This is a genomic window from Paracoccus sp. SMMA_5_TC (assembly GCF_009696685.2).
GTDB lineage: Bacteria > Pseudomonadota > Alphaproteobacteria > Rhodobacterales > Rhodobacteraceae > Paracoccus.
The window spans coordinates 25,964-42,500 of the sequence record NZ_CP102356.1 but is presented as its reverse complement, the minus strand read 5'-3'; the positions used below and the strand labels follow the sequence as shown (position 1 = coordinate 42,500).

General features: G+C 67.6%; 17 protein-coding genes (1 of these 17 only partly in view). 5 read left to right on the top strand and 12 right to left on the bottom strand.

Translation table 11 applies throughout. The annotated features are described in order from the left end of the window. The 3 genes in view from GB880_RS13905 to GB880_RS13895 are tightly spaced (at most 28 nt apart) and all read right to left on the bottom strand, a layout consistent with a single transcriptional unit that may run on beyond the window. On the bottom strand, positions 1 to 402 hold the 5' end (the start) of the coding sequence (locus GB880_RS13905) for an acetyl-CoA C-acyltransferase (RefSeq protein ID WP_263467404.1). Its footprint begins 780 nt before the window's first position; only the first 402 of its 1,182 coding nucleotides appear in the window; its start codon is at positions 400 to 402; the stop codon falls past the left edge of the window. Positions 403 to 430: 28 nt separating this feature from the next. Next, the gene (locus GB880_RS13900; RefSeq protein ID WP_263467403.1) at positions 431 to 1,198 is read right to left on the bottom strand and encodes an SDR family NAD(P)-dependent oxidoreductase; all 768 of its coding nucleotides are present in this window, start codon (positions 1,196 to 1,198) and stop codon (positions 431 to 433) included. Between the two features lie 9 nt (positions 1,199 to 1,207). After that, entirely contained in the window at positions 1,208 to 2,851 is a 1,644-nt protein-coding gene (locus GB880_RS13895; protein WP_154494536.1) for an acyl-CoA synthetase, read from the bottom strand. A gap of 121 nt (positions 2,852 to 2,972) precedes the next feature. On the opposite strand from GB880_RS13895, the gene GB880_RS13890 reads away from it, so the two are divergent. Beyond that, the gene (locus GB880_RS13890; RefSeq protein ID WP_154494535.1) at positions 2,973 to 3,989 is read left to right on the top strand and encodes an AraC family transcriptional regulator; all 1,017 of its coding nucleotides are present in this window, start codon (positions 2,973 to 2,975) and stop codon (positions 3,987 to 3,989) included. On the opposite strand, the gene GB880_RS13885 is transcribed toward GB880_RS13890, so the two are convergent. The 5 genes from GB880_RS13885 to GB880_RS13865 all read right to left on the bottom strand — a co-directional run bounded on the left by GB880_RS13885 (position 3,946) and on the right by GB880_RS13865 (position 8,090). Then, positions 3,946 to 4,920: a helix-turn-helix domain-containing protein gene (locus GB880_RS13885; protein WP_263467402.1), complete on the bottom strand. Its 975-nt coding sequence runs from the start codon at positions 4,918 to 4,920 to the stop codon at positions 3,946 to 3,948. The genes GB880_RS13890 and GB880_RS13885 overlap by 44 nt on opposite strands. 57 nt (positions 4,921 to 4,977) lie before the next feature. After that, entirely contained in the window at positions 4,978 to 5,376 is a 399-nt protein-coding gene (locus GB880_RS13880) for a type II toxin-antitoxin system VapC family toxin (protein WP_263467401.1), read from the bottom strand. After that, positions 5,373 to 5,612 (bottom strand): AbrB/MazE/SpoVT family DNA-binding domain-containing protein, encoded by a 240-nt coding sequence (locus GB880_RS13875; protein WP_154494491.1) that lies wholly within the window; start codon positions 5,610 to 5,612, stop codon positions 5,373 to 5,375. Before GB880_RS13875 ends, GB880_RS13880 begins: the two co-directional genes overlap by 4 nt. Before the next feature lie 73 nt (positions 5,613 to 5,685). Beyond that, the gene (locus GB880_RS13870; RefSeq protein WP_154494492.1) at positions 5,686 to 6,789 is read right to left on the bottom strand and encodes a ParB/RepB/Spo0J family partition protein; all 1,104 of its coding nucleotides are present in this window, start codon (positions 6,787 to 6,789) and stop codon (positions 5,686 to 5,688) included. After that, a complete protein-coding gene (locus GB880_RS13865; RefSeq protein WP_154494493.1) occupies positions 6,786 to 8,090 on the bottom strand; it encodes an AAA family ATPase in 1,305 nt (434 codons plus the stop codon). The genes GB880_RS13870 and GB880_RS13865 overlap by 4 nt, the downstream gene beginning before the upstream one ends. Before the next feature lie 481 nt (positions 8,091 to 8,571). Here GB880_RS13865 and GB880_RS13860 point away from each other — a divergent pair, with 481 nt between their 5' ends. From GB880_RS13860 to GB880_RS13850, 3 genes are read left to right on the top strand one after another with little or no spacing between them, the layout of a single operon-like run. Then, the gene (locus GB880_RS13860; RefSeq protein WP_154494494.1) at positions 8,572 to 9,246 is read left to right on the top strand and encodes a hypothetical protein; all 675 of its coding nucleotides are present in this window, start codon (positions 8,572 to 8,574) and stop codon (positions 9,244 to 9,246) included. Between the two features lie 55 nt (positions 9,247 to 9,301). Next, entirely contained in the window at positions 9,302 to 10,441 is a 1,140-nt protein-coding gene (locus GB880_RS13855) for a hypothetical protein (protein WP_263467400.1), read from the top strand. Next, a complete protein-coding gene (locus GB880_RS13850; protein ID WP_229774457.1) occupies positions 10,351 to 10,794 on the top strand; it encodes a hypothetical protein in 444 nt (147 codons plus the stop codon). The genes GB880_RS13855 and GB880_RS13850 overlap by 91 nt, the downstream gene beginning before the upstream one ends. On the opposite strand, the gene GB880_RS13845 is transcribed toward GB880_RS13850, so the two are convergent. Next, positions 10,791 to 11,525 carry an alpha/beta hydrolase gene (locus tag GB880_RS13845; RefSeq protein ID WP_154494253.1) on the bottom strand — a complete coding sequence of 245 codons (735 nt, stop codon included), beginning with the start codon at positions 11,523 to 11,525 and terminating at the stop codon, positions 10,791 to 10,793. The genes GB880_RS13850 and GB880_RS13845 overlap by 4 nt on opposite strands. A 493-nt stretch (positions 11,526 to 12,018) precedes the next feature. Here GB880_RS13845 and GB880_RS13840 point away from each other — a divergent pair, with 493 nt between their 5' ends. Then, a complete protein-coding gene (locus tag GB880_RS13840) occupies positions 12,019 to 13,917 on the top strand; it encodes an AfsR/SARP family transcriptional regulator (RefSeq protein ID WP_154494254.1) in 1,899 nt (632 codons plus the stop codon). 12 nt (positions 13,918 to 13,929) lie between these two features. Here the strand turns inward: GB880_RS13840 and GB880_RS13835 are convergent, their stop codons facing one another. From GB880_RS13835 to GB880_RS13825, 3 genes are read right to left on the bottom strand one after another with little or no spacing between them, the layout of a single operon-like run. Next, positions 13,930 to 14,751 carry a 3-keto-5-aminohexanoate cleavage protein gene (locus GB880_RS13835; RefSeq protein ID WP_154494255.1) on the bottom strand — a complete coding sequence of 274 codons (822 nt, stop codon included), beginning with the start codon at positions 14,749 to 14,751 and terminating at the stop codon, positions 13,930 to 13,932. Then, entirely contained in the window at positions 14,748 to 16,100 is a 1,353-nt protein-coding gene (locus GB880_RS13830; RefSeq protein ID WP_154494256.1) for an aspartate aminotransferase family protein, read from the bottom strand. Before GB880_RS13830 ends, GB880_RS13835 begins: the two co-directional genes overlap by 4 nt. 4 nt (positions 16,101 to 16,104) lie before the next feature. Further along, positions 16,105 to 16,530, bottom strand: coding sequence for a universal stress protein (locus GB880_RS13825; RefSeq protein WP_154494257.1), 426 nt, complete (start codon positions 16,528 to 16,530; stop codon positions 16,105 to 16,107). Positions 16,531 to 16,537: the final 7 nt, after the last annotated feature.

The window sequence follows — 16,537 nt, the reverse complement described above, 5'->3', positions numbered from 1 at the left end:
CATGCGATAGCCGCCGCGGGCCTTGGGCAGCAGATAGGGGGCGTTCGACATGCTTTCCATGCCGCCGGCCACCACCACCTCGGCCGAGCCGGCCAGCAGCAGGTCGTGGCCCAGCATGGCGGCCTTCATGCCCGATCCGCACATCTTGTTGACGGTGGTCGCGCCGGCGCCCAGCGGCAGCCCGGCGGCCAGCGCCGCCTGCCGGGCCGGGGCCTGGCCCTGCCCGGCGGGCAGCACGCAGCCCATGATGATTTCCTGCACCGCCTGCGGGTCCAGCCCGGCCAGCGCGGCCTGGATCGCGGTGGCGCCCAGCTGCGCCGCCTCGACTGTGGCGAAATCGCCCTGAAAGCCGCCCATCGGGGTGCGGGCGGCGCCGGTAATGACGATCGGATCGGTGCTCATGCGGTTTCTCCTGTCATGATGCGGCGGTTCATTTCGGGGCCATGCGCAGCGCGCCATCCAGCCGGATGACCTCGCCGTTCAGATAGCTGTTCTCGGCGATGTGGCGGACCAGCGCGGCGAATTCCGCCGGATCGCCCAGACGCGAGGGGAAGGGCACAGTGCCGCCCAGGCTGTCCTGAACCTCTTGCGGCAGGCCGGCCATCATCGGGGTGCCAAAGATGCCGGGGGCGATGGTGACCACGCGGATGCCGTGGCGGGCCAGTTCGCGCGCCGCCGGCAGCGTCAGCGCCGCCACCCCGCCCTTGGATGCGGCATAGGCGGCCTGGCCGATCTGCCCGTCAAAGGCCGCGATCGAGGCCGTGTTGACCACCACCCCACGCTCGCCCCCGGCGTCGGCGGGATTGCGTGCCATGGCATCGGCAGCCAGCCGCAGGATGTTGAAGGTGCCGATCAGGTTGATCTGGATGGCGCGGGCAAAACTTTCCAGCCGGTGCGGACCGTCGCGGCCGACGATCTTTTCGCCCGGCGCCACCCCGGCGCAGTTGACCGCCACATCCACCCGGCCGAAAGCCTCGACCGCTGCCGCGATGGCGGCGGCGCCCTCGTCGGCGCTGGTCACATCGGTGCGCACGAAACGTGCCGCCGCGCCCAGTTCGCCCGCCAGCGCCGCGCCGGCCTCGGCATTGACGTCCAGCAGCACCGCCCTGGCGCCTGCGCCCACCGCCATGCGCGCAACGGCTGCGCCCAGGCCCGAGCCGGCGCCGGTGATGACAAAGACCTTGTCCTGAATCTGCATGGCGGTTTCCTATTGTTGGGTCTGGCGGGCGATTTCCGCCTTGCGCAGGATGAATCGCTGGATCTTGCCGCTGGGGGTCTTGGGCAGATCGGTGACGAATTCGATCAGCCGCGGATAGGCATGGGTGGACAACCGCTTGCGTACATGCTGGCGCAGCTCCTCGGCCAGGGCCTCGTCGGGGTGGGCATCGGTCGCCAGGATGACAAAGGCCTTGACGATCTCGGTCCGTTCGGGGTCGGGCACGCCGATCACCGCCGCCTCGACCACCGCCGGATGTTCAAGCAATGCGCTTTCGACATCGAAGGGGCCGATGCGATAGCCCGAGCTGGTGATGACGTCGTCGGACCGGCCGATGAAGCTGACCGAGCCGTCGGGCTCGAACTCGACCGAGTCGCCGGTGCGGTAATAGCGCCCCTGCAAGGGCGGCTGGCCCAGATAGCCGCCGAACCACATCAGCGGCGATTGTTGCAGGTCGATGGCCAGCACGCCGGGCTCATTGGGGCCCAACTCCCGGTCGGCGTCGTCCAGCACCACGACGCGATAGCCGGGCATCGCCAACCCCGCCGAGCCGGGCCGCACCGGATGGTCGAGCCCGTGGTGATTGTTCACGCACATGCCCATCTCGGTCTGGCCATAATGGTCGTGAATGGGCACCTGCAAATGGCTGTCGAACCAGCGGATGATTTCGGGGTTCAGCGGCTCGCCCGCGGAACTGACCACGCGCAGCTGGCCCTTGACCTCGGCAGCGGCCTGCGGCCCGGCGGCGATCAGCAGGCGAAAGGCGGTGGGCGATCCGGCAAGACTGGTCACCCCCAGCCGGCGGATGATGCGATAGGTCGATTCGGCGGTAAAGCCCCCCTCGAACAGCGTGGTCGCCTGTCCCAGCAGCAGCGGCCCGCACACGGCATAATACAGCCCATAGGCCCAGCCGGGATCGGCGATGTTCCAGAACACGTCGCCCTCGCGCAGGTCGATCGCCTCGCGCATATAGGCCTCGAAGGCCAGCAGCGCGCGCAACGGCACCGGCACGCCTTTGGGCAGGCCCGTGGTGCCCGATGTGGACATCATCATGAACAGATCGTCACCCCGCCGCATCACCGGCGCGAAACTGTCCGAGGCCTGGGCCATGCCGGCGCGGAAATCGATATCACCGGCCGGAACCTTATCGCCGGCGGTGGCGATCTGCGGGCAATCCTGCACCTCGTCCAGCTTGGCGCGGTTGGCGGGATTGGTCACCACCAGCCGCGCGCCACTGGTGTGCAGGCGATGTTCGATGGCCTTGGGACCAAAGGCGGTGAACAGCGGCTGATAGACCGCCCCCAGCCGCCAGGTGCCCAGGATCAGCGCCACCAGGTCGATGGTGCGCGGCAGCAGCCCGGCCACCACATCGCCCGCGCCGATACCCTTGTCGCTGAGCAGATTGGCAACCCGCGCCGACAGCGCCCGCAGCTCTTCAAAGCTGTATTCGCGCAATTCCTCGTCGGCCGACAGGCAGCGCAGGGCCAGGCGGTTCTGGCCGCAATGGCGGTCGCAACATTCGACGCAGGCATTGATGCCCGTGGCCAGATCGCCGGCCAGCCGTGCCGCGGCCGCCTCCAGGCTGAACCCGGCCAGCGTGGCCTGATAATCCGGCCGCGGCCGTGCAAAAGACATGTCGGACAAGGCGTGCCTCCTCCCAGGAAAGCCGATTTCCGTGCGGATGATAGCGCGTCGCGCATTGCAAACAATGATCGCCCCGGCCAAAATGCCTGATCGGTTTTGCAAGAATAGGGCCATGGAACGGCGGCTGATCTCTCCGGGCTTTGTCGAGGACGCGCTGGACTGCCTGCACCGGCGCGGCCTCGACCCCCACCCGCTGCTGGCGGCGGTGGGCATCGGCGATCTGTCGCAGCCGGTCAGCAACCTGCAATACGGCAGGCTGTGGCTGGCGATCGCCGAAGCCATCGGCGACGAATTCTTCGACGAGGCCGCGCGCCCCATGCGCCCGGGCAGCTTTCGCCTGCTGTGCCAGGTCAGCCTGCACGCCCGCAATCTGGAACACGCCCTGCGCCGGGCGCTGCGGTTTCTGGCCGTGGTGCTGGACGACCCGGTGGGCGAGCTGCGGCTGCGCGAGGGCCTGGCCGAGATCACCCTGACCGACAACCGGGGCCCGCGCCGGGCCTTCGCCTATCGCACCTACTGGCTGATCCTGCTGGGGGTGGCCTGCTGGCTGATCGGGCGCCGGATTCCGCTGCTGGGGGTGGATTTCGCCTGCGCGGCACCGCCCGACCGGCACGACTATCACCAGTTCTTCGGCGCGCCGGTGGCCTTTGACCGGCCGATCAGCCGCCTGACCTTCTCCGCCCGCTACCTCGGCCTGCCGGTGATTCGCCAGGAACGCGCGCTACAGGGCTTTCTGCGTGGTGCCCCGGCCAATATCCTGCTGCGCTATCGCCACGATCAGGGGCTGTCGGCCCGCATCCGCGCCCGGCTGCGCGCCACCCCGCCGGCGGACTGGCCCGATTTCGACAGCCTGGCCGCGCTGCTCTCGCTGTCGCCCGCCACGCTGCGCCGCCGCCTGCGCGCCGAGGGCCAGGGCTACGGCGAATTGAAAGCCGAAATCCGGCTGAACATGGCGCGGCAGCTGCTGCGCCAAAGCCGCGCCAGCATTGCCGAGATCGCGGCCCAACTGGGCTATGGCGAACCCAGCGCCTTTCACCGCGCCTTCCTGAAGCTGGCCGGCACCACCCCGGCCGCCTATCGCCGCGCTAACCGGCCGACGTCCACAGCCGAAAGCGCCGCCCGCCGGTGATCTCGCGCGCCAGACCCAGCGATTGCAACCGCGCCAGCATCCGCTCGGCCGTGTCGCGGCTGATGCCGGCCTGGCGTTCCAGCATCGGCGCGCTCAGCAACGGATGGGCAAACAGCGCCGCGATCGCCTCGGCCGGGGTATCGCCCTTGATCCGCGCCGTGGCCGCCAGCGCCCGGCCCCGCCAATCGCACAGCCGCATCAATTCGTGCCGCGCCTCGGCCAGGCCCGCTGAAACCGCCGCCAGATGTCGGGCCAGGCGCGCAGCCTGCGGCCCGCCATCGACCCAGACCGCGCGCCCGTGCCGACCCAGCGGCACAAAACGCAGGATTTCGGCGCCGCCGGCCATGGCCCGCGCCGACCAGACCGCCGGTTCGACCAGCCGTTCGGGCGGCGACAACCCGCACAGCCGCCACAGCCCCAGCACCGCCGGACCCAGCGCCAGCGGCACCATCCCGGCCAGTGCGGCCATATGCGCGGCGAAATCCTGCGCCGCCGCATCGAAGTCGTCCCCCGTCGGCCGGGCGGCCAGCACCCCGTCAAGCCCCGCCGTTTCGGCCCGGTGCAGCCCTAGAAAGCCGCGCAGGTCGGCCGCGTCCCCCTGCCCTTCCAGCCGCCGGATTCCCCAGCGCGCCAGCCGCATCGCCTCAAGATCGGCGCTGGCGCGCGCCTCCATCAGATCGCGACCGATGTCCTCGCGGCGCAGCGGGCTGCCCTGCGCCCAAAGCATCGCCTCGACCTCGATCAGCGCCAGCCGCAACAGGGCACCGGCACGTGCGATCTCGGGCAAGCCGGTCAGAAGCTGGTCCAGCCGCCCCAACTGCGTCGCAGCCGCCGCCAGGGCCGGCGCAAGCTCGGCCTGCGCCGCCCGCCAGGCCGCCGCATCGGCGACGTCGGGCGGCCCCTCGCGGCTTGCAGACGCTACCATCGTCATCCTTGCCCCTGCTCTGTGTTACCCGCAAAATATTGCAGATTTGCGGATTACCGGCAATCACGGGTGCAGAAGGCCCAGCCGCGGAAAGGCGGCCCTGTAGCGCCATGGCTGCCGGGTCAGCAGCCGATAGCCCCGGACCGCGGCATGGGCGCCGATGCACAGGTCGACCAGTCCCGCGCGGCCGTCACGGGCGGTGCCGGCGCGCAAGGCGCGCCCGGCCAGGAACGCCGCCGGCCAGGGCAGCGCCTCGCGCCGGAAAAGATCGCCCGGCAGCACCGCCTCCAGCGCCTCGATACGGCCAAGCGCCAGCGACAGTTCGGCAAGGATCAGCGGATTGACGATCAACCGCGCCCCCTGCCCCGCCGACAGCAGCGCCGCCGCCGCGGCCTTGCCGCAGCGAGGATGATCGGTGGCAATGTCGATCAGGATGTCGCTGTCGACCAGAACCGGGGTCATGGCCGGGTCAACGCCAGGATCTGTTCCGTGCTCAGCCCGGCATCGGCGCTGCCGCGCAGCCCCTCGATGGCGCGTTGCAGGCGCTGGTCCTGCACCATCGCCCCCTGCCCTGCGGCGACAACCCGCACCACGCCATCGGCGCCGATGACGAAATCGACCTCGGTCCCCGGCTGAAAGCCGGCGAAATCGCGAATGTGCTGGGGAATGGTAACCTGCCCCTTGCTGGTGATGCGCATGAAGTTCCTGCCCGGTATTACCTTCAGTATTACCAGGCAGGCGCACAACTGCAAGACCTTCCCCGCGGGGAAGTCAGTCCAGGCTTTCCAGCATCACCCGCACCGCCGCCTCCAGCCGGCGACGATCCACCGCGGTGAAATCGCGCGGCAGCCGGATCTCCAGCCGACCATTGGCGGCGGTGCATTTGGCATTGCCCTGCGGCCGCTCGATCTGGAACGTGGTCTTGGCCTTCCCCGCAGGGACGATCGGCGTCGCCGCGCGACCGGGCCGGGCCGGATCCTCGGTCTCGGCCCCCTGCCCGGCATAGCGGCGCAGGATGTCCAGCTCATCCTTGATGCTGCGGGTATCCCAGTCCTTCAGCTCGGCGCGGATGGCGGCCGCCGTGCCCGGAACCTCGTCCAGCCGCTGCGATAGCGCCAGGCCCAGGGCGCGCGGAATTTCGGCCGGATACATCAGCGCGCCATCCAGCGCCTCGACCAGGCGGATAAAGCTGCGAATGTAGCTGCGCTTTTGATAGCCTGCCGACTTGAACAGGATCGCCACCGCCTTTTCGGGATCATTCTCGGGCGTCAGCGGGTCCATGGCATAGTGCAGTGCCAGCTGCGCCATCTCGGCAAAGGATATGTCCTTGCGCACCAGGTTCTCATCCACCATCCGCCGATACAGCGCCTCGAGCGCCTCGCCCTTGGCGGCGATACCGGCGGGGATGCGGCCCCAGCGCTCGTGATCGCCGGTCTCTGCCAGCAGCTGACGATATGCGGAAAGCCGCCGCCAGCCCTGGATCAGTTCATACCGGCCCTCGCCCGCCGGCTCGACCCGGATCGGGTTCGACAAGCCGATATCCCGGATCGATTCGACCAGTTCGGCCAATTCGTAATCAGGCCCGGCAGCCCGGTCCCGGATCAGCTTGTGGGTATCGATCGCGTCCAAGGGCACCAGATCGGTGATCAGACCCGCGCGCTTGAGCCGCACATGCTCTTGCGCCAGCGCATCGTTTTCGGCGCGGATCTGCGCCTCAAGCCGGGCACGGTCACGGCTCGATTCAGCCGTCTCGGTGATCGCGGCGGCCATCGGCCCCCTGCGCGCCGGCGCATCCTTCCCCGCGGGGAAGTCGGGCTCGGCCGAAACGCCGTCGTCGGGCATCTCGATTTCAAACATGCGGCGTTTGCGGCTCATGCTTCACCCTCCAGCCGATCCCAGGCCCGGACCAGATGCGATTTGAACTCTTCATAGGCCTGATCGAAGGTTGCGCGCGCGCGTCGCCAGGTTCCCCGGGTCATTTCGCGATAATCGATCTCGTAGATCGAGGACAGGAAGCGCCCCGATTGCTCGACCGCCCGGGTCAGCTCGATCGGATGCTCGGCCATATGCTCGCCGAAAACCTGCTTGAAGGCGCCATACATGGCCTGATGCAATTCGTTCGACGGCTCATAGCGCGTCATCAGGAAGCGGATGTCGGCAAAGGCCTTGGGCAACTTGATCTTCCCCGTGGGGAAGTTCTCGAACCCATGCGACAGATCTTCAAGCGCCTCGGAAAGCTGCCCGATGAAACTGGTGGTCGAATCGTATTCCCAATACCCGGGGCCCGACGGAATATAGAGCATATCGGCCGCAAAGACCGCGTTCATCGACTGATAGCCGATCGCCGGCGGACAATCGAACAGGATCAGGTCATAGGCATCGTCCGCCAGGCTGTCGAGAAAGCGCGACACCGCACCGAAGAATGTCCATTCCGGGTTCAGGTGCCGATACTGGGCGCTGGCGAATTCCACGAAGGCGGCATTGGCGCAGCTGGGAATGATGTCGATCGTGGGCCAGGCGGTCTGCTTGATGAAATCGGCAGGCCGCAGCTTGCCCAGGCCCATGTCCCGGATCGAGGCCGGCAGCTTGCGCTGGGGCAGGGCGGTGCCCGACTCGGCCCCGCGCGAGGCCGCGTTCATGCGGTCGGTCTCGCGCTCGAGGTCGCGGGCCATGATCCCCCAGACGGTATGATCCTCGCCAACGTCGGTCAGTCCCATGCTGTGCGACAGGGTTGCCTGCGGATCGAAATCCACCACAAGGATACGATAGCCGTCCAGCGCAGCCGCATGGGCAAAGTGCAACGCCACCGTCGACTTGCCGGCGCCGCCCTTGAAATTGGCGATGGCGGCACGAAAGGCGCGCTTGCCTTCGGGCCTGAACGGCATCAGCGACTTGCGGTTGATCCTGATGCGGCGGCGCAGCTCGTTGATCTCCTCGAGCGAGAACCACCGCTGACGTCCATCCTCTTCGACTTCCCCGAGGGGAAGGTTCGGCTCGGCAGCAAGCTTGCCGCGAAAGGTCGACTGATTGATGCGGAAGATCAGTTCGGCCACCTCCCAGCTGGAGAACCGGCGCAGCGTCTTTTCGTTGGCAGGGCTGAAGGTCTGGCGCCGGATCCAGCTCTGCATCTTCAGCGATTGGGCCTGCAGTCGGGCGAGGTCTTGGTGCGTATACATCGAATGCCTGTATTTCTAGGACGCAGATTATCGTCGCTTTCCTATTTACGCCGGATTTGCACTTTTGGCAAAAGGCGTTTTGAATGAGAGTGCGAATAACAGGAAAGGCAGGAATTTCCGGCAATTCCGGACGATTCCCCTGGCGCGGCCGCGAATCGCTGTCATCGGGGAATTGGCAACGCAAAAGGGGACAGGTTCCGCCGCGGCCAGGCCGAATAGGGGACAAAAGTGCAAGATAGGGGGACAGTCAAAGCGTCCCCTTATACCGTTGATACCGATTTCCTTTCAGGTTTTCCGGACGGTCAAGAGCGTTTCCTGCAACCGGCTTGACAGAATCGCAAAACAGGACGCAAATAAGAGCCGGGCGATGAAAAGCGTTTGGACGGCACAAGATCCTCGGTCATCGTCCCGCGTCCGGCAGGACCGGATGTGCAATCACGGGCAGTAACAGGCATCCGGTCAGCCGGAGGCAGGAGCAGTCATGCAAGCGATCCGCGCCGTCGGCCGTGAGGCCGGGGCCAAGAAATACGACCTGCTGTCGGCCATGATGGCGCATGCCCTGGCTGCCGACAAGCATCGTCAGCGCATGGTCTTGCGGCTGATGGCGCTGATCACCAGCCGCTACAACTGGCAACGCGACGAACTTTGCGTGGGCCAGCGCGAGATTGCACGCCTGTGGTCGGTCGACGAACGCACCGTCAAGCGCGAGATGGCCAGGCTGCGCGCGATCGGCTGGATCGAGGTAAAGCAGGCGGGCGCGCGGGGCAGGGTGTCGGTGCTGGGGCTGAACATTGCCCGCATCCTGACCGATACGCGGGCGCAATGGGATCTGGTCGGCCCCGATTTCGTCGCCCGCATGTCCGGGGCGACCGCCGCACCCGAAACCAATGTGGTGCCGTTGCACCGGCCTGAAGCTGCACCGGCCAGCGGTGCCTGGGCGAAGCTGCGCGCGCGGCTGGCGGCCGAGGATCCGGCGCTGCATGACGCCTGGCTTGCGGGGCTGATCGATGCCGGCGTGAGCGATGGCTGTCTGACGCTGTTCGCGCCGACACGCTTTCACGCCGCCTATGTCCAGACCCATCTGGCCGAAAGGCTGCGTCTGGATCTGCGTCGGCTTGATGCCACGATCACGCGATTGCGGATCATGACCCCCTAGGCACGGGAACCCGCCCGTGCCCGTCCGGGTTTGCCGGGGCAGGGAGGGGGATGTCATGGCAACCGGAAGCGAATGCTGGGACAGCGCCCATGCCGACAGGTTCGCGCTGATCGTCGATGCCGATGACTATTTTCGCCATCTGCGGGCGGCCATGTTGCAGGCGCGCCACAGCATCATGCTGATCGCCTGGGATTTCGACGCCCGCATTCGGCTGGGCGAGCCGGGTGACGACGGGCCGGAACGGCTGGGTGATTTCCTGCTGTGGCTGGCCGATCGCCGCCCGGGTCTGCAGATCCGGCTGCTGCGCTGGGACACCGGGGCGCTGAAGGCGATGTTCCGGGGCAACACGCTATGGACGGTGCTGCGGTGGAAGGCGCATCGCCAGATCACCTTGAAGCTGGACGGCGCACATCCTCTGGCCAGTTCGCATCACCAGAAGATCGTGGTGATCGATGAATCCCTGGCGTTCTGCGGCGGCATCGACATGACCATCGACCGCTGGGACACGCGCGCGCATCTTGACGACGACCCGCGCCGGGTCAGCCCCGGCGGGCGGCGTCATGGCCCCTGGCACGACGCCACCGCCGCCTGCGACGGCGCCGCCGCGCGCCTCCTGGGCCAGCTGGCGCGCGAGCGCTGGCAGAAGGCGACCGGACAGGCGCTGCCCGAGGTGCCGCCCGGCAACGACCCCTGGCCCGAGGCTCTGGCTGCGGACCTGCACGGCGCGCAATTGCAGGTCGCGCGCACCTTGCCTGCCATGCCCGACTGTGACGGGGTGCATGAAATCGAGGCGGCCTATGTCGGCATGATCGCCCGTGCCCGTCAGCATATCTATGCGGAAAACCAGTATTTCGCCTCGCGCCGGATCGCGCGGGCGATCGCGGAACGGCTGGTCGAGCCGGACCCCCCCGAAATCGTCATCGTCAATCCGCTGTCCGCCACCGGCTGGCTGGAGCCGCTGGCCATGGATACCGCACGGGCGCGGCTGGTGCAGGCGCTGCAACGGCTGGATCATCGCGGGCGGCTGCGGATCTATCATCCCCAGACCAGGGGCGGCATCCCCAGACCAGGGGCGGCGCGGCGATCTATGTGCATTCCAAGCTCATGGTGGTGGATGGGCAGGTGCTGCGGGTGGGGTCGTCCAATTTCAACAACCGCTCGCTGCGGCTCGACAGCGAATGCGATCTGGTGCTGACGGCGGCGGATGCGGGGCAGGCGGCCCGCGTTGCGGCGCTGCGCGACGATCTGTTGGCCGAACATCTGGGCTGCGCCCCCGACGAGGTCACCCGCACGCTTGCGCGCACCGGATCGCTGATCGCCACCATCGAGACGCTGCGCGGCGCCGGCCGGACGCTGGTGCCCTATCAGCTGCCGGTGCTGAGCGGGCTGGAACAATGGCTGGCCGATAACGAGATCCTGGACCCGAACGGCCCTGACGAGATGTTCGAGCCCCTGCACCGGCGCGGGCTGTTCAAGGGCTGGGACCGGATCGAGGCGCGCTGGCGCCAGCGCCGCGCTGCCATCCGGCGCGACCGTTACCCGGGCTAGGGCGGCAGCAACCCGCCCAGCACCGCCAGCGCCCCCGCCAGGTCGAGGTCGTGATCGAAGCGGCCTTCGTGCAGAAAGATCAGCGTCTGGGCGATGACCACCGGATTGTTCATCATGAAGGTGTGGCTGGCGTGGACGGTGACATGATCGCGCATGCCGGGCAGGCGCGTGCTTTCGACCGAGACCTTGCCGTCGTTGGGTCCGTCGAAGCCAAGGGACAGCAGCGGGTTCAGCGACACGTCGCCGGCGATGATGCCCAGGTCGTAATCGGCATCTGGCAGGCGGTTGGGCAGGCTGTCGGCGCCGGTGCCCAACTGCTGGCCGGCGGGGCCGTTCAGCGCTTCGAACAGCGCAAGCCCGCCCAGATGATCGACAAGCTCCGAGCCGCGATTGGGGGGCGCCAGCATCACCACCCGGCCCAGGCCGGGATCGCTTCGGCCGGCCAGCCAGGCCCGCAGCAGGATGCCGCCCATGGAATGGGTGACGAAATGGTGCCGGCCCGGCCCGCAGCGGGCGACGGCGCGATCGACATGGGTCAGATGCGCCTCGACCGGGGCCTGGGTCGAGGGGTAGCTGTCGCCGACCACCCGATAGCCTGCCGCCGCCAGTGCGCTTTCCATGACCGTGAACGAAGCCTCGGTGCGCGCCAGCCCGTGCAGCAGCACCACGCAGTCCTGCGCCGTGGCCGGGGCGGGGAGCAGCGACAGAATGGAAAGCAACAGCCGTTTCATACTGGGTCAGGATGCCTCTGGGGCGGCGGCTGTCAACGGCCGGGCAGGGCGCGCCTGGTCACGCTTTCGACGGCCGCCGCGAAGGCAGGCATGCGGGGACGGCGCGATGCACTCCCTTCCCATGAGAAGGGTTTGCAGGCGGCGCAGATGCCGACGGGCCGACCTTCGGCCCAGCCCGCCGGCTCTGTTCAAATGCGGGGCTGTGGGCCCCGGCTGCTTTCGACCTGTGGCCGCTGGCGATGGCTTGTCAGACAGCCCTCCACGCGGCGGCGCACAGGATGATGGAATGCGGGTTCAAAATTGCCAGACGTGAAAGCCATATGCCACATGGTGGCGGGAATGGTTCATGTTATCCTGTCAGGCGTGAAAGGGATGTGAATCCGCCCCTCCTGCGCCCTGGGCCAGATCGAGGCTTGAATTCGTTGGTGATTTGAACAAAACATCCGCCGAACCCGAACTAGCCCGCGCAGTCGAACTGCCGCAAAGGATGCCGATGCAGCTGATCCCGGACCTGCTGGACATTCTGGATGCGGTGCGTCTGCGCAAGGGTCGGGCGCTGCTGTTCTTTCTGATCGCAGATCGGGCGCCGGTGCATCGCACGGAAAAGGTCACCGACCTGTTCTGGCAGAATTCGGACGAACAGAGGGCTGCGGCCTCGTATCGGCAGGCGGTCAAGCACATCCGCCGCGCGATGGAGAACCGTCCCGGCATCGCGCTGGAAACCAGCGCGGGGGAAATCGCGCTGCGCCTGCCGCGCGCCTTTGATCTGGCGCAGGAACTGGCGGCGCTGATCGATGATCCGGGCTGGGATACCGGCCGGGGCGGTCAGATCCGGTTGATGATCGACCAGACCGTGCAGCTTGAAGGCATCAGCGCGTCGTTCGACAGCTGGCTGGCGATCACCCGCGCGACGCTGCTGGCCGGGTTGCGCCAGGTTCTGGACGCGCGCCTGGCCGATCTGGGCGGCCGCGACCCCGAGGCGCAGCGGGCGCTGGCCGAGTTTGCCGTGGCGCTGGAACCTGCCAACGAAAACGTCACCCGGCTGCTGATGCGGCTGGACTGGCAGGCCGGCCGGCCCACCCGCGCCATCGAACGCTACAATACGCTTTATGCGCATCTGGATGAAGCCTTCGACCAGGAGCCCGAGGCCGAGACCGTCGAACTGCTGGCGGCGATCAAGCTGGACCCGGCCGGTGGCGGGCGGCAGGCGCCCCAGGGCGACCGGCCGCCACAGATCAGCCTGTCGGTGGCGTTGCAGGATCCGATCGGCGATGCCGGCGATCTGGGCAGCCTGACCAATGTGCTGTTCGCCGATCTGCGCATGCGCATGGGGCGGTTCCGGGAATGGTGGGTGGTCGAGCCCGACGCGGCCCAGCAGGCGCAGGTGCGCATCCTGCTGCGACCGTTCTATCTGGACGGCGGCTTGCGGCTGTTCGTCGAGGTTCTGGGCGGGCAGGGCGGTCATCTGGTCTGGTCGGAATGGATCGAGCAGCCGCAGAACGACTGGGAGCACAAGGCGCGGCTGCTGCTGTCGAATATCGCCAACACGCTGTCGGTCGTCGTGTCGGACCGGTCGCTGTCGGATTCGGGGTCGGATGTCTATGACAGCTGGTTGCGGGCGCAGGCGCTGCTGGACAGCTGGTCGCCCGAGACCGAGGCCGAGGCCATCGGTATCCTGCGCCAGATCACCCAGCGCACGCCGCCCTTCGGCCCCGCCCATGCGGAACTGGCCGGCGCGCTGAACGTGCGCCATGTGCTGCTGCCCGGCACCTTCCAGACCGAGGAGATCAAGCGCGACGCCATGCACCATGCCATCGTCGCGGTTTCGGCCGATCCGCTGGACACGCGCGCGCATCGCGTGCTGGCCTGGTGTTTCTGCCACATGGGCTATTTCGACCTGGCCGAGTTCCATTTCGACCAGGCGCTGACGCTGAACCGCAGCAATGCGCTGACGGTGGCATCCTGCGCGCTGGGGTTTGCCTTTTCCGGCGATCTTGGCAAGGCCGCCGCGCTGGTGGCCGAGGCGAAAAGTCACGCCCGCGTGCTGGAACCCTATCACTGGATCTATCTGGCCGCAGCCGATTACCTGTGCGGCAACCATGCCGCCGCGGCCGAACAATGCGCCGCGGGCAGCGGCCTGATGCCCACCGTCGGCGGCTGGCACTGCGCCGCCTTGTGGCAACTGGGCCGCGCCGAGCAGGCGGCACAGTGTCTGGATGCCTTTCTGCAACAGTTGCGGGGCCAGTGGCAGGGCAAGCCCGATCCGACCGATCAGGACATTCTGGACTGGTTCCTGTCGATCTTTCCGCTTCGGCATGAGGAGCAGCGCCGCGATCTGGCCGAGGTTCTGGCGCAGGTCGCCGCCTGGCGTGGGGGGCGGCTGGCATCCTGAAGCCGGCGCATCTTAGCGATGCATCCGCGCCTGGCGCGACAGCGCACGGATTTCGCGCACCCGCGCCGCATTGTCGGGGGCAAGTGTGCCATCCGCCATCAGCAGGTTGTTTTCAAAGCCCACGCGCATCTTGCCGCCCAGGGCCTGTGCTGCGGCAAGGCATGCGGTTTCCTGACGGCCAAAGGCGCAGACCGCCCAATCCGTTGCCAGCCCAGCCTGCATGGCGGCGGTCAGGAACGGCTTCAGCATGGCGGGGTGCGATTGCATGTCGCTGCTGTAGCGGCCAAGCACGTAGAGAACACAGACCCGCTGGTGCGGGGGCGGCGCGGGAATGATTCCGCGCCCCAGCAAGTCCGCCAGCGTGCGAAGCTGATCGGGCGCATAGAGGATATGTTGCAGCGCCACGCCTGCCTCGGCCAGGGCATGATAGCTGTGCCGCGCCGCGTCGTGTTCGCCATCGGCCAGCATTTCCGACAGGGCGACCGACACCCCTTCGGGCAGCGGTCCGGGCGACGACAGCAGCGCCTGCAACAGTGCGCGCTGCGCGGGCGGGTCGTAGCGGCCTGCGGCCTCGGTCGTCAGCTGCACCGGCATGTCGGAGAGTTGCCGCGCCATTTCCGTCAGCAACTCGCGGTAAAGCCCGGCATCCAGAACATGCAGCCCGTCGGCGTCGCGCGTATGCGCATGAATGGCCCCCGCGCCGGCCATGGCGCAGGCGCGGGCCGTCTCGACGATCTCGGTCAGGGTAAGCGGCAGGGCAGGGTGGTCGGTCTTGCCCAGACGCGCCCCATTCGGAGCCACCATGATCGGCGGCAGAACCGCAAGACGGCTCATGCCGCCCGCACCCCGGCCTCTACGGCTTTCAGCGCCTGGTCCAGTGCCAGCGCGAGCTTGTCGGTCAGTTCGCCGATCTGTGCCGAGCTGATGATGAAGGGCGGTGCCAGCAGGATGTGATCGCCCCGCTGGCCGTCGATGGTGCCCCCCATCGGATAACAGATCAGCCCTGCCTGCATCGCTTGTGCCTTTACCTGCGCATGCAGCCGGTGGCGAGAGTCGAAGGGCGCGCCGCTGTCGCGATCTGCCACCAGTTCCAGACCACGGAACAGGCCGCGCCCGCGGATGTCGCCGACATGCGGATGCTGCCCGAAGCGGTCGCGCAGCGCTTCGTCGAGCTCTGCCCCCATCTGACGCACCCGCGCCAGCAGGTCGCGATCCCGGATCGCCCGCAGCACCGCCCCGGCCGCGGCGGCCGCAAGGGCGTGGCCCATGTAGGTATGGCCGTGCTGGAAAAAGCCGGAACCTTCGGCGATGGCCGCATAGATATGGCGCGCGGTCAGCAACGCGCCGATCGGCTGATAACCCGCCCCCAAACCCTTGGCGATGGTGATCATGTCCGGCACGACCCCGTCATGCGCGCAGGCATAAAGCTGGCCCGTCCGGCCCATGCCGCACATCACCTCGTCGAGGATCAGCAGGATGCCGTGCCGGTCGCAGATCTCGCGAATGCGGCGGAAATATCCCGGCACCGCGGGCACGGCCCCCATTGTCGCCCCCACCACCGGCTCGGCCACAAAGGCCATCACGGTTTCGGGGCCCAGACGAAGGATTTCGGCCTCGAGCTCGTCGGCGACGCGCTGGCCGTAGGCCTCGGGCGTCTCGTCGGGGTGGCGGTCGCGATATTCGTAGCACGGCGCGATCAGGCTGGTCTGGATCAGCAGCGGCGCGAACTGTGCCCGGCGCCAGGCATTTCCCCCCGCCGCCAGCGCCCCCAGGGTATTGCCGTGATAGCTTTGGCGGCGTGCGATGACGCGGTGGCGGTCGGGTTGGCCGATTTCGGTGAAATACTGCCGCGCCAGCTTCAGCGCCGCCTCGACCGCTTCGGAGCCGCCCGAGACCAGATAGACCCGGTCGATTCCTGGAGGTGCATCGGCGATCAGCAGATCAGCCAGTTCCTCTGCCGCATCGGTGGTGAAAAAACCGGTATGGGCAAAGGCCAGCCGATCCAGCTGGGCATGAATCGCGGCGCGCACCTCGGGGTCGGAATGGCCCAGACAGGACACCGCCGCCCCGCCCGAACCGTCCAGATAGCGCCGGCCCGCGGCATCGATGATATAGCAGCCATCGCCAGCTACGGCGGCAGGCAGGGTGCCGCGGGTGCTGCGGCCGAAGATGTGGTCTGCCATCGGATCAGCCCCTGACGACATAGACCGAACAGTTGGCGTGACGCACGACCCGCGCCGCGTTCGGCCCCAGAAGGTAATCCCGCAGCGCCGGCCGATTTGCGCCGATGACGATGACATCGACCGCCAGCTTGTCGGCCGCGCGCAGGATCTCGTCATAGATGGTGCCATGCAGCACATGGGGATGGAATTCGACCCCGTCGGGAACATGGGCCGCCGTCCAGTCAGACAGCGCCTTGCCCAAGGCCTTCAGCGCCTCTTTCTCGTAATCCTTGCGAAAATAGCCGCCGACCTGTGACAGGCCGAAATCGGGAAAGACGCTGACGACATGCAGCACGCCTTGCGGGCCCAGCAAGGTGAGGGCCTCGGCCAGAGGACGGGCAGTGCCCTTGGGGTCGCCAAGGTCGATGGGCAGCAGGATCTTGCGGGACATCATGACA

What these genes read in the sequence shown, in the direction of transcription:
- GB880_RS13885 (WP_263467402.1), bottom strand. Translation starts at nt 4,920, where the DNA reads ATGACGATGGTAGCGTCTGCAAGCCGCGAGGGGCCGCCCGACGTCGCC.
- GB880_RS13895 (WP_154494536.1), bottom strand. Translation starts at nt 2,851, where the DNA reads ATGTCTTTTGCACGGCCGCGGCCGGATTATCAGGCCACGCTGGCCGGG.
- GB880_RS13900 (WP_263467403.1), bottom strand. Translation starts at nt 1,198, where the DNA reads ATGCAGATTCAGGACAAGGTCTTTGTCATCACCGGCGCCGGCTCGGGC.
- GB880_RS13890 (WP_154494535.1), top strand. Translation starts at nt 2,973, where the DNA reads ATGGAACGGCGGCTGATCTCTCCGGGCTTTGTCGAGGACGCGCTGGAC.
- GB880_RS13825 (WP_154494257.1), bottom strand. Translation starts at nt 16,530, where the DNA reads ATGTCCCGCAAGATCCTGCTGCCCATCGACCTTGGCGACCCCAAGGGC.
- GB880_RS13870 (WP_154494492.1), bottom strand. Translation starts at nt 6,789, where the DNA reads ATGAGCCGCAAACGCCGCATGTTTGAAATCGAGATGCCCGACGACGGC.
- GB880_RS13875 (WP_154494491.1), bottom strand. Translation starts at nt 5,612, where the DNA reads ATGCGCATCACCAGCAAGGGGCAGGTTACCATTCCCCAGCACATTCGC.
- GB880_RS13860 (WP_154494494.1), top strand. Translation starts at nt 8,572, where the DNA reads ATGCAAGCGATCCGCGCCGTCGGCCGTGAGGCCGGGGCCAAGAAATAC.
- GB880_RS13865 (WP_154494493.1), bottom strand. Translation starts at nt 8,090, where the DNA reads ATGTATACGCACCAAGACCTCGCCCGACTGCAGGCCCAATCGCTGAAG.
- GB880_RS13830 (WP_154494256.1), bottom strand. Translation starts at nt 16,100, where the DNA reads ATGGCAGACCACATCTTCGGCCGCAGCACCCGCGGCACCCTGCCTGCC.
- GB880_RS13845 (WP_154494253.1), bottom strand. Translation starts at nt 11,525, where the DNA reads ATGAAACGGCTGTTGCTTTCCATTCTGTCGCTGCTCCCCGCCCCGGCC.
- GB880_RS13855 (WP_263467400.1), top strand. Translation starts at nt 9,302, where the DNA reads ATGGCAACCGGAAGCGAATGCTGGGACAGCGCCCATGCCGACAGGTTC.
- GB880_RS13850 (WP_229774457.1), top strand. Translation starts at nt 10,351, where the DNA reads ATGGTGGTGGATGGGCAGGTGCTGCGGGTGGGGTCGTCCAATTTCAAC.
- GB880_RS13840 (WP_154494254.1), top strand. Translation starts at nt 12,019, where the DNA reads ATGCAGCTGATCCCGGACCTGCTGGACATTCTGGATGCGGTGCGTCTG.
- GB880_RS13880 (WP_263467401.1), bottom strand. Translation starts at nt 5,376, where the DNA reads ATGACCCCGGTTCTGGTCGACAGCGACATCCTGATCGACATTGCCACC.
- GB880_RS13835 (WP_154494255.1), bottom strand. Translation starts at nt 14,751, where the DNA reads ATGAGCCGTCTTGCGGTTCTGCCGCCGATCATGGTGGCTCCGAATGGG.